21 protein-coding genes and 1 pseudogene are annotated in these 26,522 nt (G+C 59.6%); 19 read left to right on the top strand and 3 right to left on the bottom strand.

Annotation, left to right across the window (positions count from 1 at the left end; genetic code table 11):
* Window position 1 precedes the first annotated feature (1 nt).
* The 9 genes from KFO72_RS05560 (at window position 2) to KFO72_RS05520 (ending at window position 10,225) form a co-directional block, all read left to right on the top strand.
* Window positions 2–1,297, top strand: coding sequence for a copper oxidase (locus KFO72_RS05560; protein ID WP_225031618.1), 1,296 nt, complete (start codon window positions 2–4; stop codon window positions 1,295–1,297).
* Window positions 1,298–1,360: 63 nt separating this feature from the next.
* On the top strand, window positions 1,361–1,708 hold the full coding sequence (locus KFO72_RS05555; protein WP_054935123.1) for a copper-binding protein: 348 nt from the start codon (window positions 1,361–1,363) through the stop codon (window positions 1,706–1,708).
* A gap of 65 nt (window positions 1,709–1,773) precedes the next feature.
* On the top strand, window positions 1,774–2,148 hold the full coding sequence (gene copC, locus KFO72_RS05550) for a copper homeostasis periplasmic binding protein CopC (RefSeq protein ID WP_060606170.1): 375 nt from the start codon (window positions 1,774–1,776) through the stop codon (window positions 2,146–2,148).
* Window positions 2,148–3,089 carry a copper resistance D family protein gene (locus KFO72_RS05545; RefSeq protein WP_225031598.1) on the top strand — a complete coding sequence of 314 codons (942 nt, stop codon included), beginning with the start codon at window positions 2,148–2,150 and terminating at the stop codon, window positions 3,087–3,089. Before copC ends, KFO72_RS05545 begins: the two co-directional genes overlap by 1 nt.
* A 224-nt stretch (window positions 3,090–3,313) precedes the next feature.
* Entirely contained in the window at window positions 3,314–3,679 is a 366-nt protein-coding gene (locus KFO72_RS05540) for a hypothetical protein (RefSeq protein WP_054935120.1), read from the top strand.
* A 93-nt stretch (window positions 3,680–3,772) separates the two neighbouring features.
* Entirely contained in the window at window positions 3,773–5,068 is a 1,296-nt protein-coding gene (locus KFO72_RS05535) for a TolC family protein (RefSeq protein ID WP_225031597.1), read from the top strand.
* A gap of 11 nt (window positions 5,069–5,079) precedes the next feature.
* Window positions 5,080–6,621: an efflux RND transporter periplasmic adaptor subunit gene (locus KFO72_RS05530; protein WP_225031596.1), complete on the top strand. Its 1,542-nt coding sequence runs from the start codon at window positions 5,080–5,082 to the stop codon at window positions 6,619–6,621.
* On the top strand, window positions 6,618–9,821 hold the full coding sequence (locus KFO72_RS05525; protein WP_225031595.1) for an efflux RND transporter permease subunit: 3,204 nt from the start codon (window positions 6,618–6,620) through the stop codon (window positions 9,819–9,821). The genes KFO72_RS05530 and KFO72_RS05525 overlap by 4 nt, the downstream gene beginning before the upstream one ends.
* Window positions 9,818–10,225, top strand: coding sequence for a copper-binding protein (locus tag KFO72_RS05520; protein WP_225031594.1), 408 nt, complete (start codon window positions 9,818–9,820; stop codon window positions 10,223–10,225). Before KFO72_RS05525 ends, KFO72_RS05520 begins: the two co-directional genes overlap by 4 nt.
* 364 nt (window positions 10,226–10,589) lie before the next feature.
* On the opposite strand, the gene KFO72_RS05515 is transcribed toward KFO72_RS05520, so the two are convergent.
* The gene (locus KFO72_RS05515) at window positions 10,590–11,381 is read right to left on the bottom strand and encodes an EAL domain-containing protein (protein ID WP_225031593.1); all 792 of its coding nucleotides are present in this window, start codon (window positions 11,379–11,381) and stop codon (window positions 10,590–10,592) included.
* A 249-nt stretch (window positions 11,382–11,630) separates the two neighbouring features.
* On the opposite strand from KFO72_RS05515, the gene KFO72_RS05510 reads away from it, so the two are divergent.
* The 4 genes and pseudogenes from KFO72_RS05510 to KFO72_RS05495 all read left to right on the top strand — a co-directional run bounded on the left by KFO72_RS05510 (window position 11,631) and on the right by KFO72_RS05495 (window position 17,854).
* Window positions 11,631–11,801, top strand: coding sequence for a diguanylate cyclase domain-containing protein (locus tag KFO72_RS05510; RefSeq protein WP_225031592.1), 171 nt, complete (start codon window positions 11,631–11,633; stop codon window positions 11,799–11,801).
* Window positions 11,802–12,400: 599 nt separating this feature from the next.
* Window positions 12,401–15,168: pseudogene (locus tag KFO72_RS05505) on the top strand (type VI secretion system Vgr family protein).
* Window positions 15,169–15,170: 2 nt separating this feature from the next.
* The gene (locus tag KFO72_RS05500; protein WP_225031591.1) at window positions 15,171–16,739 is read left to right on the top strand and encodes a hypothetical protein; all 1,569 of its coding nucleotides are present in this window, start codon (window positions 15,171–15,173) and stop codon (window positions 16,737–16,739) included.
* The gene (locus tag KFO72_RS05495) at window positions 16,736–17,854 is read left to right on the top strand and encodes an Imm72 family immunity protein (RefSeq protein ID WP_098021640.1); all 1,119 of its coding nucleotides are present in this window, start codon (window positions 16,736–16,738) and stop codon (window positions 17,852–17,854) included. Before KFO72_RS05500 ends, KFO72_RS05495 begins: the two co-directional genes overlap by 4 nt.
* Window positions 17,855–18,672: 818 nt before the next feature.
* Here KFO72_RS05495 and KFO72_RS42420 read toward each other — a convergent pair.
* Window positions 18,673–18,915: a DUF4236 domain-containing protein gene (locus tag KFO72_RS42420; RefSeq protein WP_225031590.1), complete on the bottom strand. Its 243-nt coding sequence runs from the start codon at window positions 18,913–18,915 to the stop codon at window positions 18,673–18,675.
* Window positions 18,916–19,424: 509 nt separating this feature from the next.
* Between KFO72_RS42420 and KFO72_RS05485 the strand changes: the two genes are divergently transcribed.
* The 4 genes from KFO72_RS05485 (at window position 19,425) to KFO72_RS05470 (ending at window position 24,355) form a co-directional block, all read left to right on the top strand.
* Window positions 19,425–20,528: a DNA recombination protein RmuC gene (locus KFO72_RS05485; RefSeq protein WP_225031589.1), complete on the top strand. Its 1,104-nt coding sequence runs from the start codon at window positions 19,425–19,427 to the stop codon at window positions 20,526–20,528.
* A gap of 775 nt (window positions 20,529–21,303) precedes the next feature.
* On the top strand, window positions 21,304–22,164 hold the full coding sequence (locus KFO72_RS05480; protein ID WP_054935105.1) for a MurR/RpiR family transcriptional regulator: 861 nt from the start codon (window positions 21,304–21,306) through the stop codon (window positions 22,162–22,164).
* Window positions 22,165–22,430: 266 nt separating this feature from the next.
* The gene (locus tag KFO72_RS05475) at window positions 22,431–23,768 is read left to right on the top strand and encodes an aspartate aminotransferase family protein (RefSeq protein ID WP_225031588.1); all 1,338 of its coding nucleotides are present in this window, start codon (window positions 22,431–22,433) and stop codon (window positions 23,766–23,768) included.
* Window positions 23,769–23,800: 32 nt separating this feature from the next.
* Window positions 23,801–24,355 (top strand): carboxymuconolactone decarboxylase family protein, encoded by a 555-nt coding sequence (locus KFO72_RS05470; protein ID WP_225031587.1) that lies wholly within the window; start codon window positions 23,801–23,803, stop codon window positions 24,353–24,355.
* Between the two features lie 145 nt (window positions 24,356–24,500).
* Here KFO72_RS05470 and KFO72_RS05465 read toward each other — a convergent pair whose 3' ends face one another.
* The gene (locus tag KFO72_RS05465) at window positions 24,501–24,794 is read right to left on the bottom strand and encodes a DUF4148 domain-containing protein (protein WP_054935112.1); all 294 of its coding nucleotides are present in this window, start codon (window positions 24,792–24,794) and stop codon (window positions 24,501–24,503) included.
* 326 nt (window positions 24,795–25,120) lie between these two features.
* Here KFO72_RS05465 and KFO72_RS05460 point away from each other — a divergent pair, with 326 nt between their 5' ends.
* Together KFO72_RS05460 and KFO72_RS05455 are read left to right on the top strand one after the other, a co-directional pair.
* Window positions 25,121–25,546: an OsmC family protein gene (locus KFO72_RS05460; protein WP_035988268.1), complete on the top strand. Its 426-nt coding sequence runs from the start codon at window positions 25,121–25,123 to the stop codon at window positions 25,544–25,546.
* A gap of 120 nt (window positions 25,547–25,666) precedes the next feature.
* Window positions 25,667–26,506, top strand: coding sequence for an isocitrate lyase/PEP mutase family protein (locus tag KFO72_RS05455; RefSeq protein ID WP_225031586.1), 840 nt, complete (start codon window positions 25,667–25,669; stop codon window positions 26,504–26,506).
* Window positions 26,507–26,522: the final 16 nt, after the last annotated feature.

The following is a 26,522-nucleotide window of genomic DNA, read 5'->3' as shown; positions in this document are numbered from 1 at the left end:
CATGGTTTCACGTCGAAATTTTCTCGGCGGCTCAGGCGCGGCGCTCCTCGGTGCGGCGTTGGTCAGCAAGGCTGGAGCGGCTTCACTGCCAGAAGCGCCAATCATGGAAAAAACGGCGACGCAGCCGCCGCTTGTTCCGCCCAATGGTCGCCCCTATACGCCGGTGGCCACGCTTAACGGATGGACACTGCCCTGGCGGATGAAGAACGGCTGGAAGGAGTTCCACCTCATCGCCGAGCCGGTCGTTCGTGAAATGGCCCCGGGCATGAAGGCGAATCTCTGGGGGTATAACGGCCAGGCACCTGGCCCGACCATCGAGGCGGTCGAAGGTGACAAGGTCCGTGTCTTCGTGACCAACAAACTGCCTGAACACACCACCGTTCACTGGCACGGGATGCTCGTGCCGTCCGGGATGGACGGCGTGGGCGGTCTTACGCAACCGCACATCCCGCCCGGCAAGACGTTCGTCTATGAGTTCCAGCTCGAGAAGCACGGCACTTTCATGTATCACCCGCATGCCGACGAGATGGTGCAGATGGCCATGGGGATGATGGGCACGTTCATCGTGCACCCGAAGGACCGCAGCGTCATGCAGGTGGACCGCGACTTCGTGTTCCTGATGTCCGCTTACGACATTGACCCAGGGAGCTTCACGCCACGCGTCAACGAAATGACGGACTTCAACATGTGGACGTGGAATGCGCGGGTCTTTCCTGGCGTCGACCCGCTGCCTGTGCGCGCAGGAGACCGGGTGCGCATCCGCTTCGGCAATCTGACGATGACCAATCACCCCATTCATCTTCACGGGTACAGCTTCGAGGTCGCCGGAACTGACGGTGGATGGATTCCTCCTTCTGCTCGCTGGCCGGAAGTGACCGCCGACGTTGCAGTCGGTCAGATGCGCGCCATCGAGTTCACGGCAAACCGGCCCGGTGACTGGGCGTTTCACTGCCACAAGTCGCATCACACGATGAATGCGATGGGGCATCAGGTTCCGAACCTCATTGGCGTACCGCAGAAAGACCTGGCGAAACGTATCAACAAACTTGTGCCGGACTACATGGCGATGGGCAGTTCCGGCGGCTCGATGGGCGAAATGGAGATGCCGCTACCGGACAACACACTGCCGATGATGACGGGTACCGGGCCATTTGGTGCGTTGGAAATGGGCGGCATGTTCACTGTCGTCAAAGTGCGTGAAGGACTCGGTCGCAACGATTACCGCGACCCGGGCTGGTTCAAACATCCGAAGGGGACCGTGGCATACGAGTACACGGGTGAACTGCCCGATAGCTGATTTCATAGAAGGCTGGACATGACGCCAGCCGGGTTTGTTACTTCAACTGTAGGAGAGAGCGTGATGAAGAATGCGATTGTTTCGATTGTGCTGGGTTGTGCCATGGCCGTCTCGGCAACTGCATATGCGGCCGGTGACACGGGCAACACGACACCGGCAAGCGGTGCGCAACAGGGGGCAAACGCGAAGAGCAGCATGTCGCACGGCGAGGTCAAGAAAGTGGACAACGCCGCCGGTAAGCTGACCATCAAGCACGGGCCACTCGAGAACCTCGATATGGAAGCGATGACGATGGTGTTCAAGGTCAAGGACCCGGCCATGCTGTCGCAAGTGAAGGTCGGCGACAAGATTGACTTCGTCGCAGAAGAAGTTGATGGCGCGCTCACCGTGACGAAGCTGCAGAAGCAGTGAGTACAAAGGGACATCCGCCGTACAACGGCAGAGCGTCACGATTCATTCTCAGGGAGGCAACAGTCATGAACACCAAAATGCGCAGACTTTCTGTTCGTGCAGTGGCAACCACTGCTTTCATACTTTCACCTGTGCTCGTATTTGCGCACGGCAAACTTGAAAGCGCGACACCGGCGGCGGGCAGCACGGTCGATACGTCACCACAGTCACTCAATCTGACCTTCAACGAGGACCTCGAATCGTCGTTCAGCACGATTAAGGTTGTCGATGCATCCGGCGCATCCGCGACCAAAGAAAAAGCCAAAGTCGATTCCTCGAACCCGCGCGTGCTTACGGTCGCGATTCCGAAGCTCGCCTCCGGCTCGTACACGGTGCAATGGACTGTCATGACGCATGACGCCCATAAGACGAAAGGCACCTACACGTTTGCGGTGAAGTGATGAATGACGGTTTCCTCGGTGTCTTGCGGCTTGCATTCGTGGCGCTCCAGAACATCAGCTTTGCTGTTCTGGTGGGAGCGTTGCTGAGCGACACGTGGCTGTCTCGCGGCACATCGCGTTGGCAGACCAGAGTCAGCTGGCACTTGCTGCTCACCCTGCGCATCGGTTCGCTCACTGTGCTTGTCTCTAGTGCAATCGCCTTCTGGATTCATTGCGCGCTGATGAGCGAATCAACGCTCGGGGAGACAGGCCCAGCCGTCCGCTCGATGCTGGTGGAAACTGGCTTTGGCCATGCATGGCTGGCGGGCGCAGGTTTGATGCTGGTGATGATGATTCTATCGCTCGTGCAGTCGGGACGTCAGATACGCTTCAAGCCGGCAATCTGGCTCGCGCTCGCCGGTGTTGCAATGTCACGCAGCCACGCAGGCCACCCCGTCGATGCGGGTGTATTGAGCCTTCCAGTGTGGGTCGACTGGGTACACCTGCTCGCTATCAGCGTATGGGTAGGACTTGTCCTCGTGACAACGTATGTGGTTTTGCCACGCATATTCAGTGCACCCGTCCCGGAGCGGGCGAACAGTGCTGCGTTCGTCCAATCACTCTCTGACGCTGCCACCCTCGCGCTGGTCGTCCTCTTTATTACCGGCGCATACAACGGCTGGCGTGGTGTAAATGCACCCGAGAGCCTGGTGACGTCGGCGTACGGCCAAGTGCTGCTGCTCAAATTCGCGCTCGTGCTGATTGCTGCCGCGCTTGGCGGACATAACCGGTTCTTCGAGATGCCGCAGTTGCTTGCCTCGTTGAGGGAAGGACACACGGAAGGCATCGCCCGACGGCTGAAACGGTTTGCCACTGTTCTGCATGTGGAGTCAGTTGTCCTGGCGGGCGTGCTTGTCGCCGCTGCGGTTCTCGTCTCGAGTCCCCTGCCAGGGACCATGTAAGCCGCAATGCATTCATGCGCGCAACGTCCACGCAGATGGTCGTCGCCGACGGTCGATGAAGGCAGGCTCCTTTACCGACGTGAGGCTTGACCGTCTTTCACGGGACCCGTGCGTAAAGCCGGGTCCCTTTTTTACGATGCTCTGACCCGCGATTATTTCGCCCAGGGAACACCACGGAAATATCCGGGCAACCAGGATAGAATGCATTCGCTACGATTGACGCCATGAAGATTCTCCGGACCATTTTCCTGCTGCTGCTGTGTGCGATGCTGCCCCTGAGCGGGCTGGCAGCCACCGGCTTGGCGGGCGAATGTCCGATGCAGCAGTCGGCGTCCATGCATGACGACGACGGCGCCATGTCCGTCGACATGCCGGGCTGCAACATGATGAAGTCACCGACGGCGGGCAAGGCCAAGGGCGTTTTATGCAAGATAACGGCCCAGTGTCAGTTCGCCAGCATCTACTACCCACCTGCGCAGGCGACCGTCAGTCACCCCATGGCTGTCAGCAATCAGGTCGTCTTTCACTACGCCGAGTGCTTCGCTTGCCGCGAGCCGGGCGGCCTCTGGCGACCTCCCAGAGCAATCTAACCCTCGTCTGACTGGTTCGCCGCATCTGCGGCGAGGTCGTCCTGCGTCCAGGACGTGGATTCCCTATTGGGTCTCCGCCGTTAGGGTTAGAACATGCAACCAAAAACTATCGGCACGCCGCGCCGGCGTGCATCACTGCGCGCGCGCTTGCCCGTCGTCGCGCTGATACTCGCGAGTGCCGCCGCGCACGCCCAGAACGCGTCCTTCACGCTTGAGGCCGCATTGCAGTCCGCAACCGACCGCTCGGCTGCGATGCAGGCGGCACAGGCATCGGAACGCGCCAGTTCGGAGGCCGCCGTCAAGGCCGGCCAGTTACCAGACCCGACACTCAAGGCAGGTGTTGACAATCTGCCCGTCACCGGGCCGCAGAAATTCACCATCGGCCAGGACTTCATGACGATGCGCCGCATTGGTATCGAGCAGGAATGGGTCTCGGGAGAGAAGCGGCAATTGCGCTCGACACTGGCTAACCAGATGGTCGGTCGTGAACACGACGGCTATCTGCTGCAACTCGCCAACGTGCGTCAGCAGACGGCCGGTGCATGGCTTAACGCCATCTATGCAAAGAAGGCCGTCTCGCTCCAGCAGGAACTGCTGGAGCACATGAACCACGAACTCGCCGCCACGAAAGCCTCGTACCGGGGCGCGAAGGCGACTGCCGCCGATGTCGTGCAGGGTCAGGCGATGCTCGCGCAGACGCAGGACCAGGTGCTCAAGGCCGAGCAGACGTACAAGACTGCCCTCATTGCGCTTTCGCGCTGGACCGCGACACCCGTTTCCGACGTCACAGGTGAGCCGCCTGCGCCGGCGTCGTTCGTGTCGTCGCTGCCTCCCGAGGAACTGAAGCAGGTCCAGCCTACGCTGGTAGCCGCAGCCGACGACATCGCGGTTGCCGACGCCGACACGGCTGTCGCAAACAGCGAGCGCAGTCCCAACTGGACGTGGGAAGTTGCCTACCAGCAACGCGGTGGTGCGTATTCGAACATGGTGTCGGTTGGCGTAAGCATCCCGCTGCCCATCAACCGCAAAAACCGCCAGAACCGCGACGCCGCCGAGAAGTCGGAGCTCGCCACCAAGGCGCGCCTGCTGTACGAGGACACGCAGCGTCAGGTTGAAGCGGATATTCAGGCCCAGTCAGCTACTCTCGCCAGCGGCCGCGAACGTATTGCCAATCTCAGCCAATCGCTGCTGCCCGCGGCCGACCAGCGCGTGCAGCTTGCGAACGCTGCCTATCGGTCAGGGACAGGCTCGCTTGCCGATACGTTCGCGGCACGTCGCGCGCAGCTTGATGCGCAACTTCAGGTGCTCGACCTCAGGCGCGATGTTTCCCAGACCTGGGCACAGCTCGAGTACCAGGTTGTGCCATCGACGATGGCCGCTGGCCAGTGAAGGAGAGAACGATGATGAATAAACCACTGGTCCGCGCCGTTCTACTGGTATTTGCCGGCGCGGCATTGCTCGGTGCAGGCTACTTCGCGGGCACCCATCACGCCTCGACGACCGATATGGCCGTATCCATGAATCCTGCTGCGGGCACTGCGTCGGGCGACCAGGTCGACCCGAAGACTGGCAAGAAGGTGCTGTACTGGCACGACCCGATGGTGCCCAACCAGCACTTCGACAAACCAGGCAAGTCGCCTTTCATGGACATGCAGCTCGAGCCCGTGTACGCGGATGAAGGTGGCAGCTCGACCGGCGTCAGGATAGACCCGGGGCTCCAGCAAAACCTGGGAATCCGCTACGCGAGCGTGCAGCGTGAGGAAACCACGGAAGGATTCGACGCCGTCGGCACCACGCAATTCGATGAATCACAGGCCGACGTCGTGCAGACGCGCGTCACAGGCTACATTGACCGCTTGTACGCGAGCGCTCCGATGCAACGCATCTCGAAGGGTGCACCGATTGCATCGCTCTTTGTGCCGGACTGGCTGGCACCTCAGGAAGAGTATCTGTCGCTCAAGCGCGGCGGGATGGATATGGGTTTGCTGGAAGCGTCGCGTGCGCGCATGCGGGCGCTGTCTATTCCCGAGAGCGTCATCGCGAGCCTCGACCGCACGGGCAAGGCGCAGACCCATATTGTCCTGTCGTCGCCCGAGACGGGCGTGGTGAGTGAACTGAATGTCCGCGACGGTGCGCAGGTGTTGCCCGGCCAGACGCTGGCGAAGGTCGCGGGGCTTTCGAAGCTCTGGCTCATCGTCGAAATTCCCGAGAACCTGGCGCTGACCGTGCGTCCTGGTATGACCGTTGACGCGACGTTCAGCGGTGACGCGACCCAGCATTTCAAGGGGCAGATTCGCGAAATCCTGCCCGGCATCAGCACCACGAGCCGCACGCTGCAGGCGCGTCTGGAAATCGATAACTCCGCCTTGAAACTCACACCCGGCATGCTGATGCGCGTGCGCGTCGCGGCGCAGAAGCCGGTCTCGCGGCTACTTGTACCGTCTGAAGCCGTCATCACGACAGGCAAGCGCTCGGTCGTCATCGTCAAGCATGCTGACGGTCACCTGCAGCCCGTGAACGTCACGGTCGGAAATGATGTCGGCAACCTGACCGAAGTCACCAGCGGCCTGAATGACGGAGACACGGTCGTTGCGTCAGGCCAGTTCCTGATTGACTCGGAAGCTAGCCTGAAGGGCATCCTGCCCAGACTCGAGGGTAGCAGTGGTACAGGAGCAAGTGCGCCGGAAGCGGCTTCCTCACCCGCTGCCGCACAAAGCTATGAGAGTACCGGCAAGGTCGAAAAGGTGACCGCTGCGGACATCACGTTCTCGCATCAGCCCGTGCCGGCGCTCGGCTGGCCCGCGATGACGATGTCATTCAACAAGCCAGCGTCCGATGCATTCGCAGATGTGAAGCCCGGCCAGACGGCGCACTTCGTCTTCAAAAAGTCCGACGACGGATACGCGCTGACGAAGGTCGAACCGATGGGAGGCGCCAAATGATTGCACGCCTTATCCGCTGGTCCATTCACAACCGGTTTCTGGTGTTGCTCGCGACGGTGCTCATCACGGCATGGGGCGTATATTCGCTCGAGGAAACGCCGCTCGATGCGTTGCCTGACTTGTCGGATACGCAGGTCATCATCAAGGCGTCGTATCCGGGCAAGGCGCCTCAGGTCATCGAGGACCAGGTAACGTATCCGCTTACGACGACGTTGCTCGGTGTGCCGGGCGCGAAAACCATTCGCGCCTACTCGTCGTTTGGTGACGTATTCGTGTATGTGCTGTTCGACGACAAGACCGACCAGTACTGGGCGCGCTCCCGCGTGCTCGAATACCTTAACCAGGTGCAAAGCCGCTTGCCGCCGGGCGCGACGGTTTCACTTGGTCCAGACGCTACCGGCGTGGGCTGGGTCTACGAATACGCATTGGTCGACCGTACGGGTCGGCACGACCTCGGGGAGCTTCGGGCACTTAACGACTGGTTCCTGAAGTTCGAGCTCAAGTCCGTGCCGGACGTATCGGAGGTGGCGAGCATCGGCGGCATGGTGCGCCAGTACCAGGTCGTGCTCGACCCGGACAAACTGCGGGCTTACGGCATCACGCAGGGGATGGTGGCCGATGCACTGGGCAAGGCCAACCAGGAGTCCGGCGGCTCGGTGGTCGAACTCGCCGAGTCTGAGTATGTGGTCCGCTCGTCAGGCTATCTGCATTCCCTCGATGACTTCCGCAATGTCGTGTTGCGAACGAATGACGCAGGCACACCCGTGCTGCTGGGCGATGTCGCGCGTATCCAGATTGGCCCGGAGCCGCGCCGGGGCATTGCCGAACTGAATGGCCAGGGCGAGGTAGCCGGTGGCGTCGTCGTGATGCGTTCTGGCAAGAATGCACTGACAACCATTGAAGCGGTGAAGGCCAGAATGGCGGAGTTGAAGCGCTCGCTGCCGCAAGGCGTCGAAGTGGTGACGACCTACGACCGCTCTCAGCTTATCGAACGCGCGGTGGACAACCTCAAGGACAAGCTCATCGAGGAGTTCATCGTGGTCGCGATCGTGTGCGCCGTCTTCCTGTTCCATCTGCGCAGCGCGTTGGTCGCGGTCCTGTCGCTGCCGCTCGGCGTGCTCGCCGCCTTCATCGTGATGCGCTATCAGGGCGTGAACGCGAACATCATGTCCCTGGGTGGCATTGCGATTGCCATCGGCGCGATGATTGACGCGGCCATCGTGATGATTGAGAACGCGCACAAGCACCTGGAGGCGTACGAGCACGCGCATCCAGGTAAGCCCATTACGACCGTGCAGCGATGGGAGTTGATTACGACATCAGCAGCCGAAGTCGGGCCGGCGCTTTTCTTCTCGCTGCTCATCATCACCCTGTCCTTTATCCCGGTGTTTTCGCTGGAAGGACAGGAGGGCCGACTGTTCTCGCCGCTGGCGTTCACGAAGACCTACACGATTGCGGCCGCTGCCGGTCTGTCGGTGACGTTGGTTCCGGTGCTAATGGGTTATCTGATTCGCGGGCGCATCCCGCACGAAGCCTCGAATCCCATCAACCGTGTACTGGTGCGTCTTTATCGGCCGTTACTCGAAGCGACGTTGCGCCGTCCCTGGTTCGCCATCGGACTCGCCGTCGTGGCGCTCGTGCTGACCGCGATTCCGCTGTCGCGACTGGGAGGCGAGTTCCTGCCCCAGCTCGACGAGGGTGACCTCCTGTACATGCCAACGGCGCTTCCCAGCATCTCGACCGAGAAAGCCGCTGAACTGCTGCAGCAGACCGACCGGCTCATCAAGACGGTGCCCGAGGTCGCCACGGTATTCGGCAAGTCGGGGCGTGCTGAAACGGCCACCGACCCGGCTCCTGGGCTCGAAATGTTTGAAACCACGATTGTGTTCAAACCACGCAGCCAGTGGCGACCCGGCATGACACCGGAAAAGCTGAGGGACGAACTCGACCGCACGGTGAAAGTGCCGGGACTGTCGAATCTCTGGGTGCCGCCTATCCGCAACCGTCTGGACATGCTCTCCACCGGAATCAAGTCGCCCGTCGGCGTGAAAATCTCCGGCGCTGACCTTACGCAGATTGACCGGATTGCCACGCAGGTTGAGGCAGTGGTGAAAGATGTGCCGGGCGTGTCGTCCGCGCTGGCCGAACGCGTGAATGGTGGCCGGTACATCAACGTCGACATCAACCGGCAGGCGGCCGCGCGCTACGGACTTTCCGTGGCCGATGTTCAGTCTGTGGTTTCATCGGCGGTCGGTGGAGAAAATGTCGGCGAGGTCATTACGGGACGGGAGCGCTTTCCCATCAACATCAGGTATCCACGCGAGGTCCGCGACTCGCTCGAGCGGCTGCGTCAGTTACCGGTTGTGACCGACCGTGGCGCGCAGATACAGCTGGGCGATGTGGCCAACCTGCAGATTGCCGATGGGCCGCCGTCGATTCGCAGCGAAAACGCGCGGCTCTCGGGCTACGTCTACGTCGATATTCGCAACGTGGACCTGCAGTCGGCCGTGAAGGCAATGCAGCGCGCCGTCGCAGAGAAGGTCCAGTTGCCGCCCGGGTATTCGATTGCGTGGTCGGGACAGTTCGAGTACCTGGAGCGGGCGGCGGCGAAGTTGCGCACCGTTATTCCGGTCACGCTGATTGTCATTTTCGTGCTGCTGTTCCTCACGTTCAGTTCCGCGGCTGACGCACTTCTGCTGATGTCGACCGTGCCGTTCGCGCTCGTCGGCGGCTTCTGGCTCATCTGCGTATTGGGTCACGCGGTGTCCGTTGCGACATCGGTCGGCTTCATTGCGCTTGCCGGCGTTGCCGCCGAATTCGGCGTCGTGATGCTGCTATACCTGAAGGGTGCACTCAACCGGCGACTCGAGCTTGGCGAGCCCATGACGGAGGCCACGCTACTCGACGCAATCCGCGAAGGTGCCGTGTTGCGCGTACGCCCCAAGGCGATGACGGTTTCGGTTGTCCTTGCCGGCCTGATTCCCATCATGGTCGGTCACGGTTCCGGCTCGGAAGTCATGCAGCGCATCGCCGCGCCGATGGTCGGCGGCATGGTCACCGCGCCCATCCTTTCGATGTTCGTTATTCCCGCAGCCTGGTTACTGTTGCAGCGCCGTCGCGTGAGGCACCAGGCGCGGTTTCCTCATGCAGTACCTTCCGGCACGCAAGTGCCCTCTGTTCAAACTGGAGAAACTCAATGAAGAAGATGATTGTTGCTGTCGCCGCTTTCGTAGCTGTTGTGGCCGGTCCGGCATTCGCAGGTGACGACATGGCTGGCATGAGCATGTCTGCGAAGCTGTCGGCCAAGAAGATGACCTCGAATAATGCACTGACGGATGCGGAGGTCAAGAAGGTTGATGCTGCTACCGGAATGGTCACCATCAAGCACGATGCACTGGAGAACGTCGGCATGCCGCCGATGACCATGGCGTTCAAGGCGAAGGACGCAGACATGGTCAAACGCGTTCACGAAGGCGACAAGGTCAAGGTGCGTGTCGAAAACGTCGACGGCACGCTGACCATCGTGAAGCTGGAAAAACAGTCGCGACGAGTTGCTGATTCGTGGCCGCAGCCTGCCCTCAACGGTCAGTTGCGGCCTGACTGAACCGGCTGTAGGCCCAGCGATACAAGGCAATGCAATAAGGCAATGGCACGCCTTCGGCTTGAATCGGGCTGCAAAAGCGGTCTTGACGACTCACTGAGAGCGTTCACTGGCTGGGTCTGAATTACCCGGTCGGTGGAATGCTCTGCCGGATACCAAGAGTCCTCTCGTTCAGTCCCCACAGGCCGGCGAGCTTCTCGCCGTGCAGGTGGAAGATGAGTCTGCCCGCTTACAGCCCTTTGTCGCGGCCTGGCTCAATCCGAATCCGAAAGACCTTGCTGCTCAATACGCGATTCTTGAGGACAAGGTGCATCCTTACTATAAGCATCGGATTGCGGCATGATGCCAGATGGGAAGATTTCCAGTCTTAGCCCTGGTAAGCAGAATCGTCAATGCTCGGAATGGCATTGAAATCCGGCTTTGCAAACCAGTAACCCTGCATGAGGCTGACGCCATGTGCGACGAAGAAATCTCGTTCGCCCTTTGTTTCGATGCCTTCCGCGATGATACGAATGCCGAGGTCATCGCAGATAGTAATGACGCCCCGGACAATTTTCTGCCGCACGGTATCCGTATCGATGCCACGTAGGAGCGCCATATCGAGCTTGACGAGGTCGGGCTGGAAGTCGACAAGTAGTGATAGCCCGGAATAACCCGCACCGAAGTCGTCAATCGCTGTCTGGAAGCCAAACTCCTTGTAGGCCCTGAAGATATCGACAAGATGCGCCCGGTCGCGCACATCTTCGCCCTCGACGGTCTCGAAAACGATGCGTTCGATTGGAAAGCCGTGCGCCCGAGCCGCGTCCAGCGTGCTGCGAATGCAGACTTCTGGCTTATAGACCGCATTGGGCATGAAGTTAATCGACAAAAGCGAATCCATGCCAAGCGCGGCGGCGCTGGCAATGGCGACTTGCCGGCATCGCTGGTCGAACTGGTAGCGATTCGCGGCGTCGATTTGAGAGAGCACTGAATAGGCAGGCTCGCCGCGGGGACCGCGCACGAGCGCCTCACAAGCAAAGATGCTTCTACTGTTCACATCGACAATCGGCTGAAAGGCGAACGCAATATCAATGGGTGCCTGCGTTGACTCTCGACAGCCGTCGCACTTGCCACGCTGGTCGGTTGTCTCGTCCTTCGAATGAATCTTGAAAGCGTTCATCTGCCATTGCCACTTGGGTTTGTCGAGGGGATTTCAATGACAGGAGGGCATCATCGTATGTAAGTATATTGTCGGCAGAACACCGGACAGACTTTAGCGGGATGAGTACCGCGGCGCGGCCGCATTAAGGCTCTAGGCCGCCAACGTCATGTCCCCAGCCGCTAATCCTGTCTCGGTATTGTCTAGGTTTCTGCGTCTGACCGTGGCCAACCGCGCTCAAGTTTCAGAGAAGAGCAGGCGCTCCGAGACATGGCGTTCGTCGACGGCCTCACCGGCTTGTGGAATCGTCGATACCTTGACAGCTGGATTGAACAGCGCCTGCGTTCGCAGAACCGCCATCCCTCGGCTGAAGCGGTCGCTATTCTGTTTGCCGATGTTGACCACTTCAAAAACTTCAACGGCGAACTGTGGGCCCGTTGAGGCATTGGCTTCGGCTGAACGCGTGAGCGGCGGTCGAATCGTTGCACTTGACCCATATTAAAAGCCCCTTGGAGGTTGTCACGTTGAGCATGGGAGTGGCGCAAGGGAAAATGCGTCGTCCGTCGGATGTTGCAGAACTGTTCGAATGGGCGGACTCAGCACTTTAACGCGCAAAACGTATGGGTAGAAACCGCATGCTTGTCGCCGAAAACGCAGTGGACGGAGCGACGCCATCCGGCGTAAGGTCGACCGTTTCTACCCCTGCAGAAGCGAATTTGACAAAACGTGGCGTGCCTTCCTCAAGGGACGGTTTAACTGTTGTCGATAATGCCGAGCGCATTGAGGTTGATTCGGAAAATCTCAATTGAATGCAAGGCAACCGGCTGGAGCCATATACGCTTATCTGTTCCAAGATAGTTAAGGGGTGTTTGAGGGGGTAGCTGAGAGTCGAATCGTTAATTGTTAAGTCAATTTGCATAAAATCGCGCACAGAACGGTGGATATTCGGAGCTGCCGATTCGCTATTTCTCCCTGTCCATTTTTCGCATTATTTCGTAGAATTGCGCCGGCGGCTGCCAATGTAAATAGAAGACGACGCTATGGGTGCGCAAGACATAACGGGATTGACGGCTCGGGTGATGATGCAGCAAGGGCGCCTGCTGAAGCTGGATAGTCCATTGGGCGATAACATTCTGGTGCCTGAGCGCGCCATTGGTAGGTCCCGCCTTGGCCGGAATTTTGATTTCACAGTCGATGTGATATCGACATCAGGGTCCATTGAGCTTAAATCGCTTATCGCCCAGCCCGTTACGCTTTGGATTCAGCAGGCGGACAAGTCTTATTGCCCGCATCACGGTTATGCACATACGGTGCGTCGACTTGGCTCAAACGGCAGTATCACGAGCTACCAGATTGCTTTTTCATCGTGGCTGCATTTTTTGCGATTTCGCAAAGACGCGCGTGTCTGGCAGGATAAATCCGCCGACGAGATTCTCACCGACGTATTTAATCAGCATCCGCAGGCTCAGGGTGCCTTTCGCTTCGAATTGCGAACACCGTTGCCGCAGCGGTCTTTTTGCGTTCAATACGAAGACGACTGGAATTTCTGTCAGCGGCTGATGGAATCGGAAGGTCTGTTCGGTTATTTCGAGCAAGCCGATGATGGTGCATCGCATACGCTTGTCATCACGGACGACGTGTATTCGCTGAAGCCAGCGGTACCTGAAACGCTGCAGTTCGCTCGCGCGGGTACGAACACTTCGCCAGACGCCTGGGTTCAATGGGCGGGTTCACGCACCCTGCATAGTTCCTCGTTGTCGACGAGGACATTCGACTACAAATCTCCCGGCGCTGAAAAGTCCACCAACGTGCCCACGTTGTCGACTCACGGCAGTCTGCCGGTCCAGACCGAGGTCTACGAATATACCGGCGCATATACGCATCTGACGCAGGACCGCGGCGACCACCTCTCCAGAATCCGGATGGAGGAGTGGGAGTCACGGGCGAAGCGCTTCATGGCTGTTGGTGGCGTACGGAACATCGATGCCGGAAAGTGGTTCCAGCTCGAAGGCCACCCGGAGCACGACCGGGACCCAGACAAACAGCGGCAGTTCGCGGTCATTGCTACGCATTGGTACATCGAAAACAATCTGCCTGTCTCCACCACGGCCGATTTCCCGCACAGTCTCTCGACGGAGCTGTCGCGGGTGCGCGCGGCGCATGCAGGCGCCGCACCGAAGTTTGTTGTCGCCCACGGCGACGGGAGCGAGGGGTTTTATCTCGTTGAAGCTGAACTCCAGCGCCGCACCGTTCCATTCCATAGCCCGTTCGAGCATGCCAAGCCGGTGATGAGCATGCAGACCGCTACGGTTGCCGGGCCGGCCAACGCTGAAGTTTTCACTGACGAGTTGAACCGCGTCAAGGTCCGCTTTCATTGGGACCGACTGAACAGCGGCGATGAAAATGCTTCCTGCTGGGTGCGGGTGGCCTATTCAGACACGGGCGCAGCTTATGGCGGCGTTCACGTGCCGCGCGTCGGCGAAGAGGTCATCGTTTCTTTCCTCGATGGCGACTGTGACCGGCCCATCGTCACCGGCCGCGTTTTCAATGCTGAGAAGTCCCCCCATTGGCATTCCAACGGGCTGCTATCAGGGTACAAGTCCAAAGAGCTTGGCGGCGCCGGCTACAACCAGCTGGTGATGGACGATTCGACCAGCCAGAACCGCGTTCACCTCTATTCGACCAGCGCCAATGCCCATTTGCATCTCGGATATCTCATCGAGCAGTCGGGAAACAACCGCGGCTCATACCTGGGCAGCGGATTCGACCTGAAGTCGGACGCCTACGGCGCCGTGCGGGCCGGACAAGGCTTGTACGTGTCGACTCATCCGGCGAACGGTTCGTCGAGCCAGCCGCTTGATGTCCGCGACGCGCAGCAGCAACTCGTCAAATCGGGGAGTGTGCTGGAGTCGTTATCGGATGCTAGCGAGACCCATCAGGCTGAAAGCCTGAAGGACGGACGGGAGTCGCTGAAAGCGTTCACCGATGCGACACAAAGCAGCGTTCCGGGAGCGTCGTCAGGAGGAAATACAGCTGGCGGTGGCACCGGCAACGCCAATGCTTTCAAGGAGCCCGTGATGCTGTTCGCGAGCCCGGCGGGCATTGCGCTGTCCACCCCTCATTCCACGCATGTTGCGGCCGACGAGCAACGAATTTTGTCAGCGGGCAGAGCATACATATAGCGACAGGCAAGTCACTGGTCGCAAGCGTGGCGCAGCGTATCAGCCTCTTCGTCCAGAACGCCGGCATGAAACTGTTTGCCGCAAAGGGGAAGGTGGAGATTCAAGCCCATTCGAATAACGTAGAGATAACTGCGCAGAAGACGCTTCGCGTACTGTCCGCCACCGAAACAATCGAGGCAGCAGCAAATCAGGGAATCCTGTTGACCTCGGGCGGCGCATACGTTCGTATTGCGGGAGGCAACATTGAAATCCATGCCCCCGGAAAGATAGACATCATGGGTAGCCAGCACTCATTCAACGGGCCCACAAGTACCACATACCCGCTGCCGGCGCTGCCGACATCCAAATACGATACGGCGATGCAGTATCTGTATCACGACGATGAACCGGTGCAGGGAGCGAAATATATAGCCACGCTATCCGACGGTAGCACGCGGCAAGGCACCTTAGACGCACAGGGACGGATGAATCTTAATGATGTCCCGGTAGGCCCCGTCAAGGTCGAGCTTGGACCCGACGCACGCTCATACGCTCGCAAGGACAAAGCCAGCAATCCAGACTTTAAAGGAGAACAACTGTCTGAGGCTGACATCGATTCGCTGATTCAGAAGCACGGGGGAGCGTGACAGTGAGCTGGAGCATAGATGACTTCAAGGCCACTTCATTGGAGGTCGGTCAGTGGTGCTGGGGCACACTGCAGGGTGCATTCAACGAAAAGCAGACTATCAGCCAGGTCATCACGGACGCCGCCATCGGCATGATTCCGCTAGTCGGTGACGTCACAGCCGTACGCGACCTGCTGTCCGTCGGTATAGGCATGAGTTCGGACCCTCGAAAACGCCAGGAGGTGATGCAGTGGGTTCTGTTCGTCGTTCTGATATTCGCGTTGATTCCCGTTGTCGGCGGCGTTATCAAGGGCGTTGGCCGGCTCGCCCTACGAGCCGCGGGTGACGCAGCAAAGGATGCCGAACTGCTGCAGGAGGTTGTTCAGTTCCTGAACCGGATGGGGCATGGCGACGCGCCGCAGTGGCTGAAGGCGCTAGACGTCGGCAAGTACCAATCGCAGTTGCTCTCTAAGGTTAAAGACTTCTGCGCAACCGTGCGTCTGGCTATCGAGCGCTCTCTGAAAGCTCGCGTTGGACAACTTCTGCCGGAGGTCTGGCGCGCGCAACTCGCACGTGTTGGCGACGGTTTTCACGCCCTTCAGGACCTTGCTGACCAAATGGTTCCCCAGGCTGTCAAGGAGCTCGATGCGAAGTTGAAGACCCTTCAGAACATGGTCTATCGTGGCGAGATTCACGAGATTGCCACGGGTGGCATGCCGAAGGTAAGACGCGAGGCCGAGGCGTATCTGGAGGAACGCAAGCTCGCGAGGCAAATCCGCAAAGGGAAGTTTCCTTCCGCCGCTTGCGCAGCAGATGGGGGGGAGGCCGAGGCGCTGATTCGGGCCAAATATCAGCCTAAGATAGACGAGGGGTGGCCGAACCTCTTTGGAAAGACAGGCAAAATGCCCGTGTTTGGAGAGGAAACGGTGTTCTTGGACGTCGCTTCATTTCACGGCGAAATCAAGGCAGTGGACGCCCAGCAACTAGCGGGGAAAAAGCTGTATCGGGCGTTTGGCAGGAAGTCTGAGCTGGCGACATACAAACCGGGAAGTTCTGCCGGAGGGCGCAACCCGGCATATTGGGGTGTCGGCGAGGCCCCTAAGAACGCTGAAGAATGGCGCACACGTTCCGCTGTCCTCGACACCTGGAACGGCAACGGATATCTGGTTGTCCTGCATCTTCCAGAAGATTTCGCCGAGCGCATGCCACAGGCGAAGGCCTGGCAAGGCAAGATTGCGGAGCAGTTCGGAGGTTCGACGCCAGTGCAGTATCTGGAGGGTGGAGGGGAGCAGGTAGTGATTGCCTTGGGCACACTGGCAGATGAGATAACTAAGGTTGGCGAAAAAATCAAAGCTGGCGAGCGAGCTGCCAACGGGCCAATGATTATCGACGGTATTCGGGTTGATTTCATTGAAACGAAGTGGGAAAACGTCGAAAAGGTGTACGGGTACAGCCGATTCGAGGACGATATCAGCTATGCGGCGAAAACACGGAGGCTCTCGACCGATGAAGTTCAGAGCAAGGTCACGCAGACGAATAGTGTGAAGACGGCTGCAGTGAGAGCGGGCGCCAATCACGAGACGCAACGGTGATATATACAATGAAACAGTACGACATGCAGGATGACCTGACTCGCCGTCAAGTCTTCTGGTTGCTTCAGAGGCTGACAAGCTATGCGCTCTGGAAAAGGAAGCGTGACGCGTTTGCCACCTTTGCCAACGAATACGAAGTTGCGGTCAACACGTGGCCCGAGGACGACCCGGAGTACATGCCAGCTGACAACCTTTCAACCATCTATGAGATTCTGAGCCTATATGACAAAGGACTGGAACAGCTAGCGCGCGGATATCGTTTCATTTGGAAAGATGGTCAACCACTGAAGCTCGCGGTCAATCGTTACTATCATCTCTGCCAGTATTTCTTTCCCCACCCGTCGTACTGGGAGCGAGGCGCACAACAGGCTCCATATCCGCCCAAGGTAGACAGACTTGCCCGATTGATGCGTGCATCCGAGTTCCAGATGGAACACGCGCCGTTCGAGGTGGCCGCCTCAAACGACAATTTTGCTCAGCTACAGTCGGCGACATTACTTCTGGACCCGGACCGCTATACGTACCAGTTCTACGAATTGGATTACCCCGTTTTTCCGCCAACGCTTCCACAAGTTCCTCCACCCCAAGGTCCGGTAATCGAGTCCGGCGACGAGGTTACCGTCGACGGCATTTGGGAGCCGGTAAAGATTAGTCGCGGCAAGGTGCTAGGGCTGCTATCAGTCGGGGAAAAGACGGAAGAAAACAATGGGTGCTTTAACTATCTGGTTAAAGGAACTCCCGCTCCGAATATCAAAGGGCGGCCTGACCCACGCACCTTGCAGTCCGCGGTCACCAGTACTCACTGGCGGCTATTGTGGGAGGACACGCGGTATAAGGATGGAGTGATTCCCGACGAGTCACAATATTTCCTCGTTGCGCAGCACCGAGATGCGCCCGCTGATGAAGGCGCCGCTCACGAGGAACCTGAAGCAGAAATTGAAGTTCGAACAGGTGACATTTGCCCGGTTACTGGCACTTGGGAAGCGACAGACTTCGACAATCACCGCATCGAGGCATTGCAGGGCATGGTCATGCCGGACGTGCTCGCGAGCGCAGCCGGTTCTGGTGAGCGCCGGGTTCACTGGGTCACATGGCGTCTCGTCAGACGAGGGTGAACGTCTGACGCATTGTGGACAACCGGATTCCGGAAAGGAGCTGGAAACGTGAGCCGTCGACTCTTCCTTAACGACGATAAGACAGACTGTAACGGTCCGGTGCTTGACGGGGTTGCTGACTCATCCTTCGACGGTCGCCCGCTGGCCAATCTCGTCGCTCCAGTTTCTTGCAATACCTGCAGCGCGGAAGGCCCAATTATCGGAGACCGAAACGACTTGACATGTTGCAGTCGATACGTGGTAAGAGGGAGCGGCCGTATTACGAGCATTGATTGGCCGCATAGCGTTGCTCGATTGATGTACACATAGTGCGTGGATACGCAGCTGTACAGAGCTTCAACGATAATGTTGACCATTGAAGTCATGCAGACCGTCCTACAATGAGTCGTAGGAGAGTTTCTCTAGATGACACTTTATTTCCGATTCGACCTTCGCGCACAGTCCGAGTTGCTTACGTTTCTGGTCATTTCCCATCTCGCAACAAGCCATTCGACAGGCCGATGGATGTCAGTTGAAAATGCGGTCGAGTCATCGTGATTCTGGCCGTCGGCGAAACCGAGCGATGACGACGTCGTCCGACGAGCAATGCTTGCTAGTCGTGCGTTACCGCTGGCGCAAGCCATCGAAACGGAAAATTCGTTGGTGCTGGACGGATGTACCCTCGCATCGGTTTTTGACAGCAACCTAAGGCTCGATTTTTCGTCCGCGATTTCGCGAAACATTTATAACCGATGCCTCGACCATCTGTTGCATGTGAAGTGGTATCTGTAGTCGCAGTTCTGGATAGTCGTCTGTGAGTAAGTTGCGAACACTTACTTTTATAGAAGCCGATAACCGGTATCGAATTGAAATGCGTTCTCGACTGCGAACTTGCCCCGAAGACTCGGCGTATCCGACAGGTGCATACAAGCGCAACAGCACGGACGTATCGATACATAATTGCCCCGAGGACCGCTGCCAACGCGAAAGCCCGGTACGCCAACCGAGACTCCGATGCCGCTATCTGACAGGTTGAAGCGGAATGGTCCCGCTGAAATCGACTTTCTGTAACTCAGCCGCATTTTGTCCCCCGATTTTTGCCTAGTGAGGCATGCACCAGTTGTTGCCCATTCGATACCCTGAGTCGCACGCCCATCCGGTCGATGTATCGGCAAGGTGTGCGTTTGGCGGAATGTTCACGGCGGAACAGAAGTTCCCAACGCGCCGGAATCCCGTGTTGCATTCCCAGTCCGTTCCCATTCCGATGAGGTGAGCATTGGCTGGCGTTGCTTGAATCGCCATGCAGATTGCCCCGAATCTCATGAAGCCATCGTCGCATTGCCATTGCCCATCTGCAGATATTCGGTGAGCGTTCGTCGGCATAGCCATCGGGACACAGCCCGACGGACGAGCAGTCATCCCCGCCGGACAATTGTTGCGAGAACACTGATGGGCCACGCGGCAATCTGCTTGAGGTATGTGTCGCCAACTTGTGCCATTGCCCGCAACTTGGCTTGTCGCTCGGGTGGCAGCGCCTGCGAGTATATTTTCGCGGCGACGCTTTCACCGTTGTGCGTTGTATCGAATAGCGTTGCTGCAAGAGGCGAAAGAGGCACTGGGCAATCAGTTTAAGACGTTAGCCAACGAAATTCTCGAGGAGAAGTCGAAGCGCTTTACGGAACAGAATCAGACGAATATCGGGACGCTGCTTGAGCCGTTGAAAGCACGACTGCGGGAATTCCAAGGGAAGGTGGAAGAGGTCTACATCCAAGAGGGTAAAGACCGTTCCGCGCTTGCAGCTCAGGTGAAGCAGTTGGTCGACCTCAACCAGGTGCTGAGTCAGGATGCCAAGAATCTGACGAGTGCATTGAAAGGCTCCGCGAAGATTCAGGGTAACTGGGGCGAGTTGATTCTCGAGCGAGTGCTCGAATCGTCGGGTCTGCGGAAGGGAGAAGAGTACTTGGTTCAAGACAGTCAGGTGCGTGAGGACGGAACGCGTGCGCAACCCGACGTGGTGATAAACCTTCCGGACGAGAAAAAGCTGGTTGTGGATTCGAAGGTATCCCTGAATGCTTACGAACGGTACGCTTCAGCGGACACCGACGCGGAGAGGACCGTCGCGTTACGCCAACACGTCGAGTCCGTTCGGGGGCATATCAGAGCGCTCTCTGAAAAGCAATATCAGGCGCTTTACGGGCGGTCTCTCGATTTCGTCCTCGCATTTATTCCGATTGAGCCGGCCTTCATGCTAGCAGTGGCGAATGACAACGACCTCTTCATGGAGGCGTGGCGTAAGAATGTGCTGGTTGTCAGTCCATCGACGCTGCTGTTCGTGGTCCGGACTGTGGCGCACCTCTGGCGCCAGGAACAACAGAGCCGCAACGCCCAGGATATCGCGCGCAGGGGCGGCGAGTTGTATGACAAACTTTGTGGGTTTGTGGAGGATTTGCAGCAGGTCGGAAAAGGAATCAACCAGGCGCAGAAGGCGTATGACCAAGCGCACAACAAATTCTCATTAGGTAGAGGAAACGTCATCCGTCAGGCAGAACTACTACGGGAAATGGGTGTAAAGCCATCCAAGACACTCCCGGCAAATCTTGTCGAGGCCGCCTCAACAGATATGACCTCGGATATTGTCGTTCCTGCTGGACTGGCCGATTCGACGTCGTCGCTCGACGCTGTGACCGAAAACTAGCATCGGCGGCGGCCTGCTCCGGAGGCGGACGAGGTCGCAGCGGTTAGAAAGCGATTGGGACAGACGGCTGGGCGCGCGGGAAGCGGACTTGCTCGAAGACTACGTGCGGGCCATCGAAGTCGTTGTTTCCGTCGATGACCTCGATTCCGCTCGAAGTGAGAAGGAACTTCGTGCTTACTCGGCTGCTTAACTAACCAGCGACCGATTCGACAGACTGTTGTTGAGCTCGGTTCGGCGCAGCAACTTCGCTACGCGCAATTTGGCAGGGTGTCATTGCATCCTATCTTGCGGCCACGGGCATCTCTTCTGTAGCTTGGAAAAGTCCTTTAAAATCAATTGACTATGGTCGACTTTGTCGGGCCAGATATCGTTTGCAACTGCATTCTCGCAGGCCAGTTTTGTTTGCAAGTGCTTCAGCTAACCCACTGAATTTAGGGCGGTCTGCATTGCGCCGGTTCGCATTCGGGGAAGGCGCTGTCGCTTGTAAATCTTGCAACACCTATGCGGCGCTTCTCCGCCCGTGTTCGATACGTCACCGTAGGTTCGCACTGCGTGTATTCGAATCAATGAGTTACGGCTATCAGGCCAGTTTGTATTGCGAATCCTTGTTTGGTGCCCTGAGTCTCAGGCCAGTTTGATTTGCGAGATATTGCTGGGACAGGTTGAATTACGATAGGACAGGAATCGTTTGCGATTCACCAGACCGTGTCGAGCCGGGCGTTGCCTCCATACCGGGTGATAACATTTGTTGTCATCCCCATCCCCGGTACACCACATGCCCGATACCTTCGACCAGCTCGCCGCTCTGATCCGTGGACGTTTCTCAGAACTCAGTCCGCAGTTCCAGATGGGTGCGGCGTTTCTGCTCGATCACCCCGACGAGGTCGCCGTCTCGTCGATGCGCAAGGTCGCCGAGCGCGCGCAGGTGCAACCGGCGTCGCTCGTGCGCTTGTCGCAGCAACTGGGCTTTCCGGGCTGGAATGAATTGCGCGATCTGTTCGTGGCGCGAGTACGCACGCGGCCCGAGCCGCTGACGAGCCGTGCCCGATCCCTCGTCAAGGGTCATGCGAAAGACGCCCTCGCGCACGATCTGCTCGTCGCGCAACAACACAATCTCGAAGTGACGGCCGCGCACAATACGCGCGTCACCGTCGAAGCGGCCAAGCTGTTGCGGCGCGCGCCGCACGTGCATGTCGCCGGGTTCCGGTCGTGCTTTCCCGTCGCGTTCGGCTTCGTCTACGGATACCGGCTGTTTCGCTCGTCCGTGTCGCTGCTGACGGGCGAAGCCGGCACGCTCGAAATGCAGTTACGCGGCATCGAACGCGACAGCGCGACGGTCGTCGTCAGCTTCGCGCCGTATTCCGTCGAGGCGGCGCGCGTCGCCGAAGCCGCGCTGGAAAAAGGCAGCAAGCTCATCGCGATCACTGACAGCGCCGTGTCGCCCATCGCGCTGAACGCCGACAAGGTGCTGATCTTCTCGCACGAAAGCCCGTCGTTCTTCCCGTCGCTGGTGGCGGCGACGGCGATTGCGGAATCGCTGGTCGCGCATCTGCTCGCGCTCGAAGGCACGGACGCCGTCCAGCAGCTCGAACTCGCCGAGCAGTCGCTGCACGCGAAAGGCGCCTACGTGCCCTGACCGCGCGCCCACGACCTGCAAGACCCCGTTCCTGCAACAGACGGGTGGATTGCGTCGTCATTGACAACATATGTTGTAATGAACTATAAACGTGCATCGCGTGTTGATTGACGTTCGAGGTGTCGTGTGCCGAAGCAGGGTTGGGAGTTGCATCGGATAGCGGGCGGGTCGTATGAAATCGGCCGCCGGCCCGGCGAACCTTCATTGCACGCACGGCGGCCTGAGCGTCGCCGGCTTCCGCTCACTGGCTCACTCGAGGAAAGTGTATGACCACCGTATTCCACCGCATGCCGAAGCAGACCTTACCCGTCGCCGTCAAAGGCGAGGGCATCGAGATCGTCGATTCGACGGGCAAGCGTTATATCGACGCATCGGGCGGCGCGGCCGTCTCGTGCCTCGGCCACAGCAACCAGCGCGTGATCGATGCGATCAAGCGTCAGGCGCAGGCACTGCCGTACGCGCACACGTCGTTCTTCACGACGCAGCCCGCCGAGGAACTCGCCAGCTATCTCGTCGAACGCGCGCCGCAAGGTCTCGCGCATGTGTATTTCGTGTCGGGCGGATCGGAGGCGATCGAGGCGGCGTTGAAGCTCGCGCGCCAGTATTTCGTCGAAGTGGGGCAGCCGCAGCGGCGGCATATCATCGCGCGCCGCCAGAGCTATCACGGCAATACGCTGGGCGCGCTCGCCATCGGCGGCAACGCGTGGCGGCGCGAGCCGTTCCTGCCGTTGCTGATCGACGCGCATCACGTGAGTCCGTGCTACGCGTATCGCGAGCAACGCGCGGACGAGACGGAAGAACAGTTCGCGCAGCGTCTGGCCGACGAACTCGAGCAGAAGATTCTCGAACTCGGTTCCGACTCGGTCGCCGCGTTCGTCGCGGAGACGGTGGTCGGCGCGACAGCAGGCGCGGTGCCGCCTGTGCGCGAGTATTTCCGCAAGATTCGCGCGGTGTGCGACCGCTACGGCGTGTTGCTGATTCTCGATGAAATCATGTCGGGCATGGGCCGCACGGGCCACCTGTTCGCGTGCGAGGAGGACGGCGTCACGCCTGATCTGCTGACCATCGCAAAGGGCCTTGGCGCGGGTTATCAGCCGATCGGTGCAACGCTCGTGAGCGACAGGATCTACCAGGCGATCACAGGCGGCTCCGGCTTCTTCCAGCACGGCCACACCTACATCGGCCACGCCACGGCCTGCGCCGCCGCGCTCGAAGTGCAGCGCGTGATCGCCGACGAACATCTGCTCGACAACGTGAAAGCGCGTGGCGAGCAACTGTGCGCGCTGCTGCGCGAACACTATGCGCAGCATCCTTATATCGGCGACGTGCGCGGACGCGGGTTGTTCGTCGGCGTCGAGCTGGTACGGGACCGCGCGACGAAAACGCCATTCGATGCGAGACTGAAGCTGCACGCCGCGATCAAGCGCGAAGCGTTCCAGCGCGGTCTGATGGTGTACCCGATGGGCGGCACCGTCGACGGCAAGATCGGCGATCATGTGCTGCTCGCGCCGCCGTTCATCTGCACGCCGCGCGATATCGAAGAGATCGTCAGCCGCCTGACGGATTCGATTGAAGGCGCGCTCGCGGCATCGGGCGCGGCCTGATCGACCCACCCACCCTGCACGAAGAGCGATTCATGACCAACCGCCTGCCTCCTTTCGACGCCAGCCACGCGACACCCGACCAGAAAGCCGTGCTCGACGAAATCCTGTCGGGACCGCGCGGCAATCTGAACGGGCCGTTTCTCGGCTGGATTCATAGCCCCGAACTCGCGCAGCACGCGCAGCGCCTCGGTGCGTTCTGCCGCTACAAGACGGGCTTGCCGCTGCGGCTGTCGGAACTGGCGATTCTCGTCACGGCCTCGCGCTGGCAGGCGCAGGCCGAATGGTTCATCCACTACCCGATCGCCCTCGACGCAGGCGTGCGCGCCGAAGACGCCGAAGCGATCCGCCTCGGACAGACGCCTTCGTTCGCCGACGCCGACGATGCGCTCATCTACGCATTCGCGACGGAACTGTACGAGGCGAAGCGCGTGACCGATGCCACCTACGCGAAGACAGTCGAGCGCTTCGGTCACGAGGTCGCGATCAATCTGGTCGGGCTGCTCGGCTACTACGCGCTCGTCGCGATGACGCTGAACGTGTTCGGCATGCGCGCGCAAGGGCAGGACTCGCTGCCGTTCGCCGAGTAAGCGCGCCGCGCGACAAAAGCGGCGCGGCAAAAGCAAAGGCCCCGGCTGACTTGATGAGTCAGCCGGGGCCTTCGTTGTTTCGACGGTCGCGCGTGATTGTCGAATACTCGTGCCGGATCACACGCGCCGCGTCATCACGAACAATTTAGTTGCCGCGGAACGTCGAGAAGATGCGCTGTTCGACGCTCGGACGCTTGCCCGATTGCGACGAGCCAGCCGAGACGCCGCCAACTTCCGTCGATCCCGACGTGGCGCCGAATTGCGGCTTGGCCGTGGGATACGCCACGTCGTTCTGGTCGAGCGAACCGTTTTGCTGTGCGGCGACCAGTTCGGCCTGGACTTGCGCGCGCGTCACGGGGCCATTGGCTTGCTGGGCGAACGCGGCAGCGGGAACGATCAGGGCGGATGCGACGACCACTGCGGAAAGAAGCGATTTCATGATGACCTCCGGGAACATTTGTTGATCGGTTCGGTTTGAACACCGATGTCCGAACCGTTGAGCAGAGTGTATTTCCGCCGGGGTGATGAAAAAAGCGGCAGATTGGATAAAGATTCTTGCGGTGGATGAAATAATGGGCATGCACGCTGCTTCACGGCAGTGCCACCGATATCCGCCTATGATGAAGCTTCGGTCCACGCCCACGGCCCACGGGTTCGGCGCGGCACGCGTGACCGATGCCGGCGCCGCGTGATTCCGGGCGGGACCGTCGCGGCCGGCATCGTGGTGGGGAACGCGGCAGCACGAACGCGACACAGGAGCGACTAATGAAGCGCAAGGCATCAGCAATCTGGCAGGGCGGTCTGCAAGACGGCAAGGGCTCGATCTCCACCGACAGCGGCGTGCTGAAGGACACGCAGTATTCGTTCGCGACGCGCTTCGAAAACGGCATCGGCACGAACCCCGAAGAACTGATCGCGGCGGCGCATGCGGGATGCTTTTCGATGGCGTTGTCCGCCGAGCTCGGCAAGGCGAACATCAAACCGGAGCGTATCGCCACCACGGCCACGGTCACGCTCGACAAGGACGGCGGCGGCTTCGCGGTGACGGCCTCGCATCTGGACGTCGTAGTGAAGATTCCTGGCGGCGACAAGGCCGCGTTCGACAAGGCCGCAGCCGACGCCAAGGCCGGTTGCCCGATCTCGAAGGTGTTGAACGCGACGATCACGATGGACGCGAAGCTCGAAACCTGAGCAAGCGGCGCGATCTGCGCATCTTCTGCTTTTGCCCGGTCGCGAGACAGGCCGGGCAACACTTCCCGTTCCGCACATTGCGAATCTTCCGCATCCACTTGCGCGACCGATGGAGCCGCCATGACAACAACACAAGCAGACAAGGCGCGGGCATTTCGCGCGCTTCACGAGGCCAGCGCGCCCTTCATCATTCCCAATCCATGGGATATCGGCTCCGCGCGCCTGCTGGAAGCGCTCGGTTTCAAGGCGCTGGCTACCACCAGCGCCGGCTACGCGTTCACGCTGGGCTTGCCGGATAACGCCGTCGGCCGCGAGCAGATGATCCGCCATCTCGCCGAACTCGCGCCGTCGACGGACCTGCCCGTGAGCGCGGACCTCGAAAACGGCTTCGGCGACGCGCCGGAAGACGCGGCCGAGACGATTCGCCAGGCGGCTGCGGCGGGCGTCGTCGGCGGCTCGATCGAGGACGCGACGGGCCGCGCCAGCGACCCCATCTATGCACACGAACTCGCCGTCGAGCGCGTGCGCGCCGCCGTGGAAGCGGCCCGTTCGCTGCCGTTTCCGTTCACGCTGACGGCGCGCGCGGAGAACTATCTGAACGGCCGCGCCGACCTCGCGGATACGATCCGCCGCCTGCAGGCTTTCCAGGAGGCGGGCGCCGACGTGCTCTATGCGCCTGGATTGAAAACGCGTGAGGATATTGCCGCCGTCGTCAGTTCCGTCGACCGGCCCGTCAATGTGTTGATGGGCATGGCGGGCCTGCCGTTTTCCGTCGACGATCTGGCGCAGATGGGCGTGAAGCGGATCAGCGTCGGCGGGGCGCTCGCGCGTGCGGCGCTGGGCGCGTTGCTGCGCGCCGCCAATGAAATGCTCGGGCGCGGTACGTTCACGTACACGAACGAAGCCGCGACGATGAAAGAGATCACCGATCTGTTTGCGGCCGTGCGCAAGCCCGATTGACGCAGCGCGGCGCGTG

The organism is Paraburkholderia sp. XV (genome assembly GCF_020177535.1).
Classification (GTDB): domain Bacteria; phylum Pseudomonadota; class Gammaproteobacteria; order Burkholderiales; family Burkholderiaceae; genus Paraburkholderia; species Paraburkholderia caribensis.
The sequence above is the reverse complement of the archived record's forward strand: the minus strand, read 5'-3'. Positions and strand labels throughout refer to the sequence as shown.

Bases quoted from the DNA above. Each gene is read 5' to 3' on its own strand.
- KFO72_RS05560 (WP_225031618.1), top strand. From the start codon at position 2: ATGGTTTCACGTCGAAATTTTCTCGGCGGCTCAGGCGCGGCGCTCCTC.
- KFO72_RS05555 (WP_054935123.1), top strand. From the start codon at position 1,361: ATGAAGAATGCGATTGTTTCGATTGTGCTGGGTTGTGCCATGGCCGTC.
- copC (WP_060606170.1), top strand. From the start codon at position 1,774: ATGAACACCAAAATGCGCAGACTTTCTGTTCGTGCAGTGGCAACCACT.
- KFO72_RS05545 (WP_225031598.1), top strand. From the start codon at position 2,148: ATGAATGACGGTTTCCTCGGTGTCTTGCGGCTTGCATTCGTGGCGCTC.
- KFO72_RS05540 (WP_054935120.1), top strand. From the start codon at position 3,314: ATGAAGATTCTCCGGACCATTTTCCTGCTGCTGCTGTGTGCGATGCTG.
- KFO72_RS05535 (WP_225031597.1), top strand. From the start codon at position 3,773: ATGCAACCAAAAACTATCGGCACGCCGCGCCGGCGTGCATCACTGCGC.
- KFO72_RS05530 (WP_225031596.1), top strand. From the start codon at position 5,080: ATGATGAATAAACCACTGGTCCGCGCCGTTCTACTGGTATTTGCCGGC.
- KFO72_RS05525 (WP_225031595.1), top strand. From the start codon at position 6,618: ATGATTGCACGCCTTATCCGCTGGTCCATTCACAACCGGTTTCTGGTG.
- KFO72_RS05520 (WP_225031594.1), top strand. From the start codon at position 9,818: ATGAAGAAGATGATTGTTGCTGTCGCCGCTTTCGTAGCTGTTGTGGCC.
- KFO72_RS05515 (WP_225031593.1), bottom strand. From the start codon at position 11,381: ATGAACGCTTTCAAGATTCATTCGAAGGACGAGACAACCGACCAGCGT.
- KFO72_RS05510 (WP_225031592.1), top strand. From the start codon at position 11,631: ATGGCGTTCGTCGACGGCCTCACCGGCTTGTGGAATCGTCGATACCTT.
- KFO72_RS42420 (WP_225031590.1), bottom strand. From the start codon at position 18,915: ATGCGGCTGAGTTACAGAAAGTCGATTTCAGCGGGACCATTCCGCTTC.
- KFO72_RS05480 (WP_054935105.1), top strand. From the start codon at position 21,304: ATGCCCGATACCTTCGACCAGCTCGCCGCTCTGATCCGTGGACGTTTC.
- KFO72_RS05475 (WP_225031588.1), top strand. From the start codon at position 22,431: ATGACCACCGTATTCCACCGCATGCCGAAGCAGACCTTACCCGTCGCC.
- KFO72_RS05470 (WP_225031587.1), top strand. From the start codon at position 23,801: ATGACCAACCGCCTGCCTCCTTTCGACGCCAGCCACGCGACACCCGAC.
- KFO72_RS05465 (WP_054935112.1), bottom strand. From the start codon at position 24,794: ATGAAATCGCTTCTTTCCGCAGTGGTCGTCGCATCCGCCCTGATCGTT.
- KFO72_RS05460 (WP_035988268.1), top strand. From the start codon at position 25,121: ATGAAGCGCAAGGCATCAGCAATCTGGCAGGGCGGTCTGCAAGACGGC.
- KFO72_RS05455 (WP_225031586.1), top strand. From the start codon at position 25,667: ATGACAACAACACAAGCAGACAAGGCGCGGGCATTTCGCGCGCTTCAC.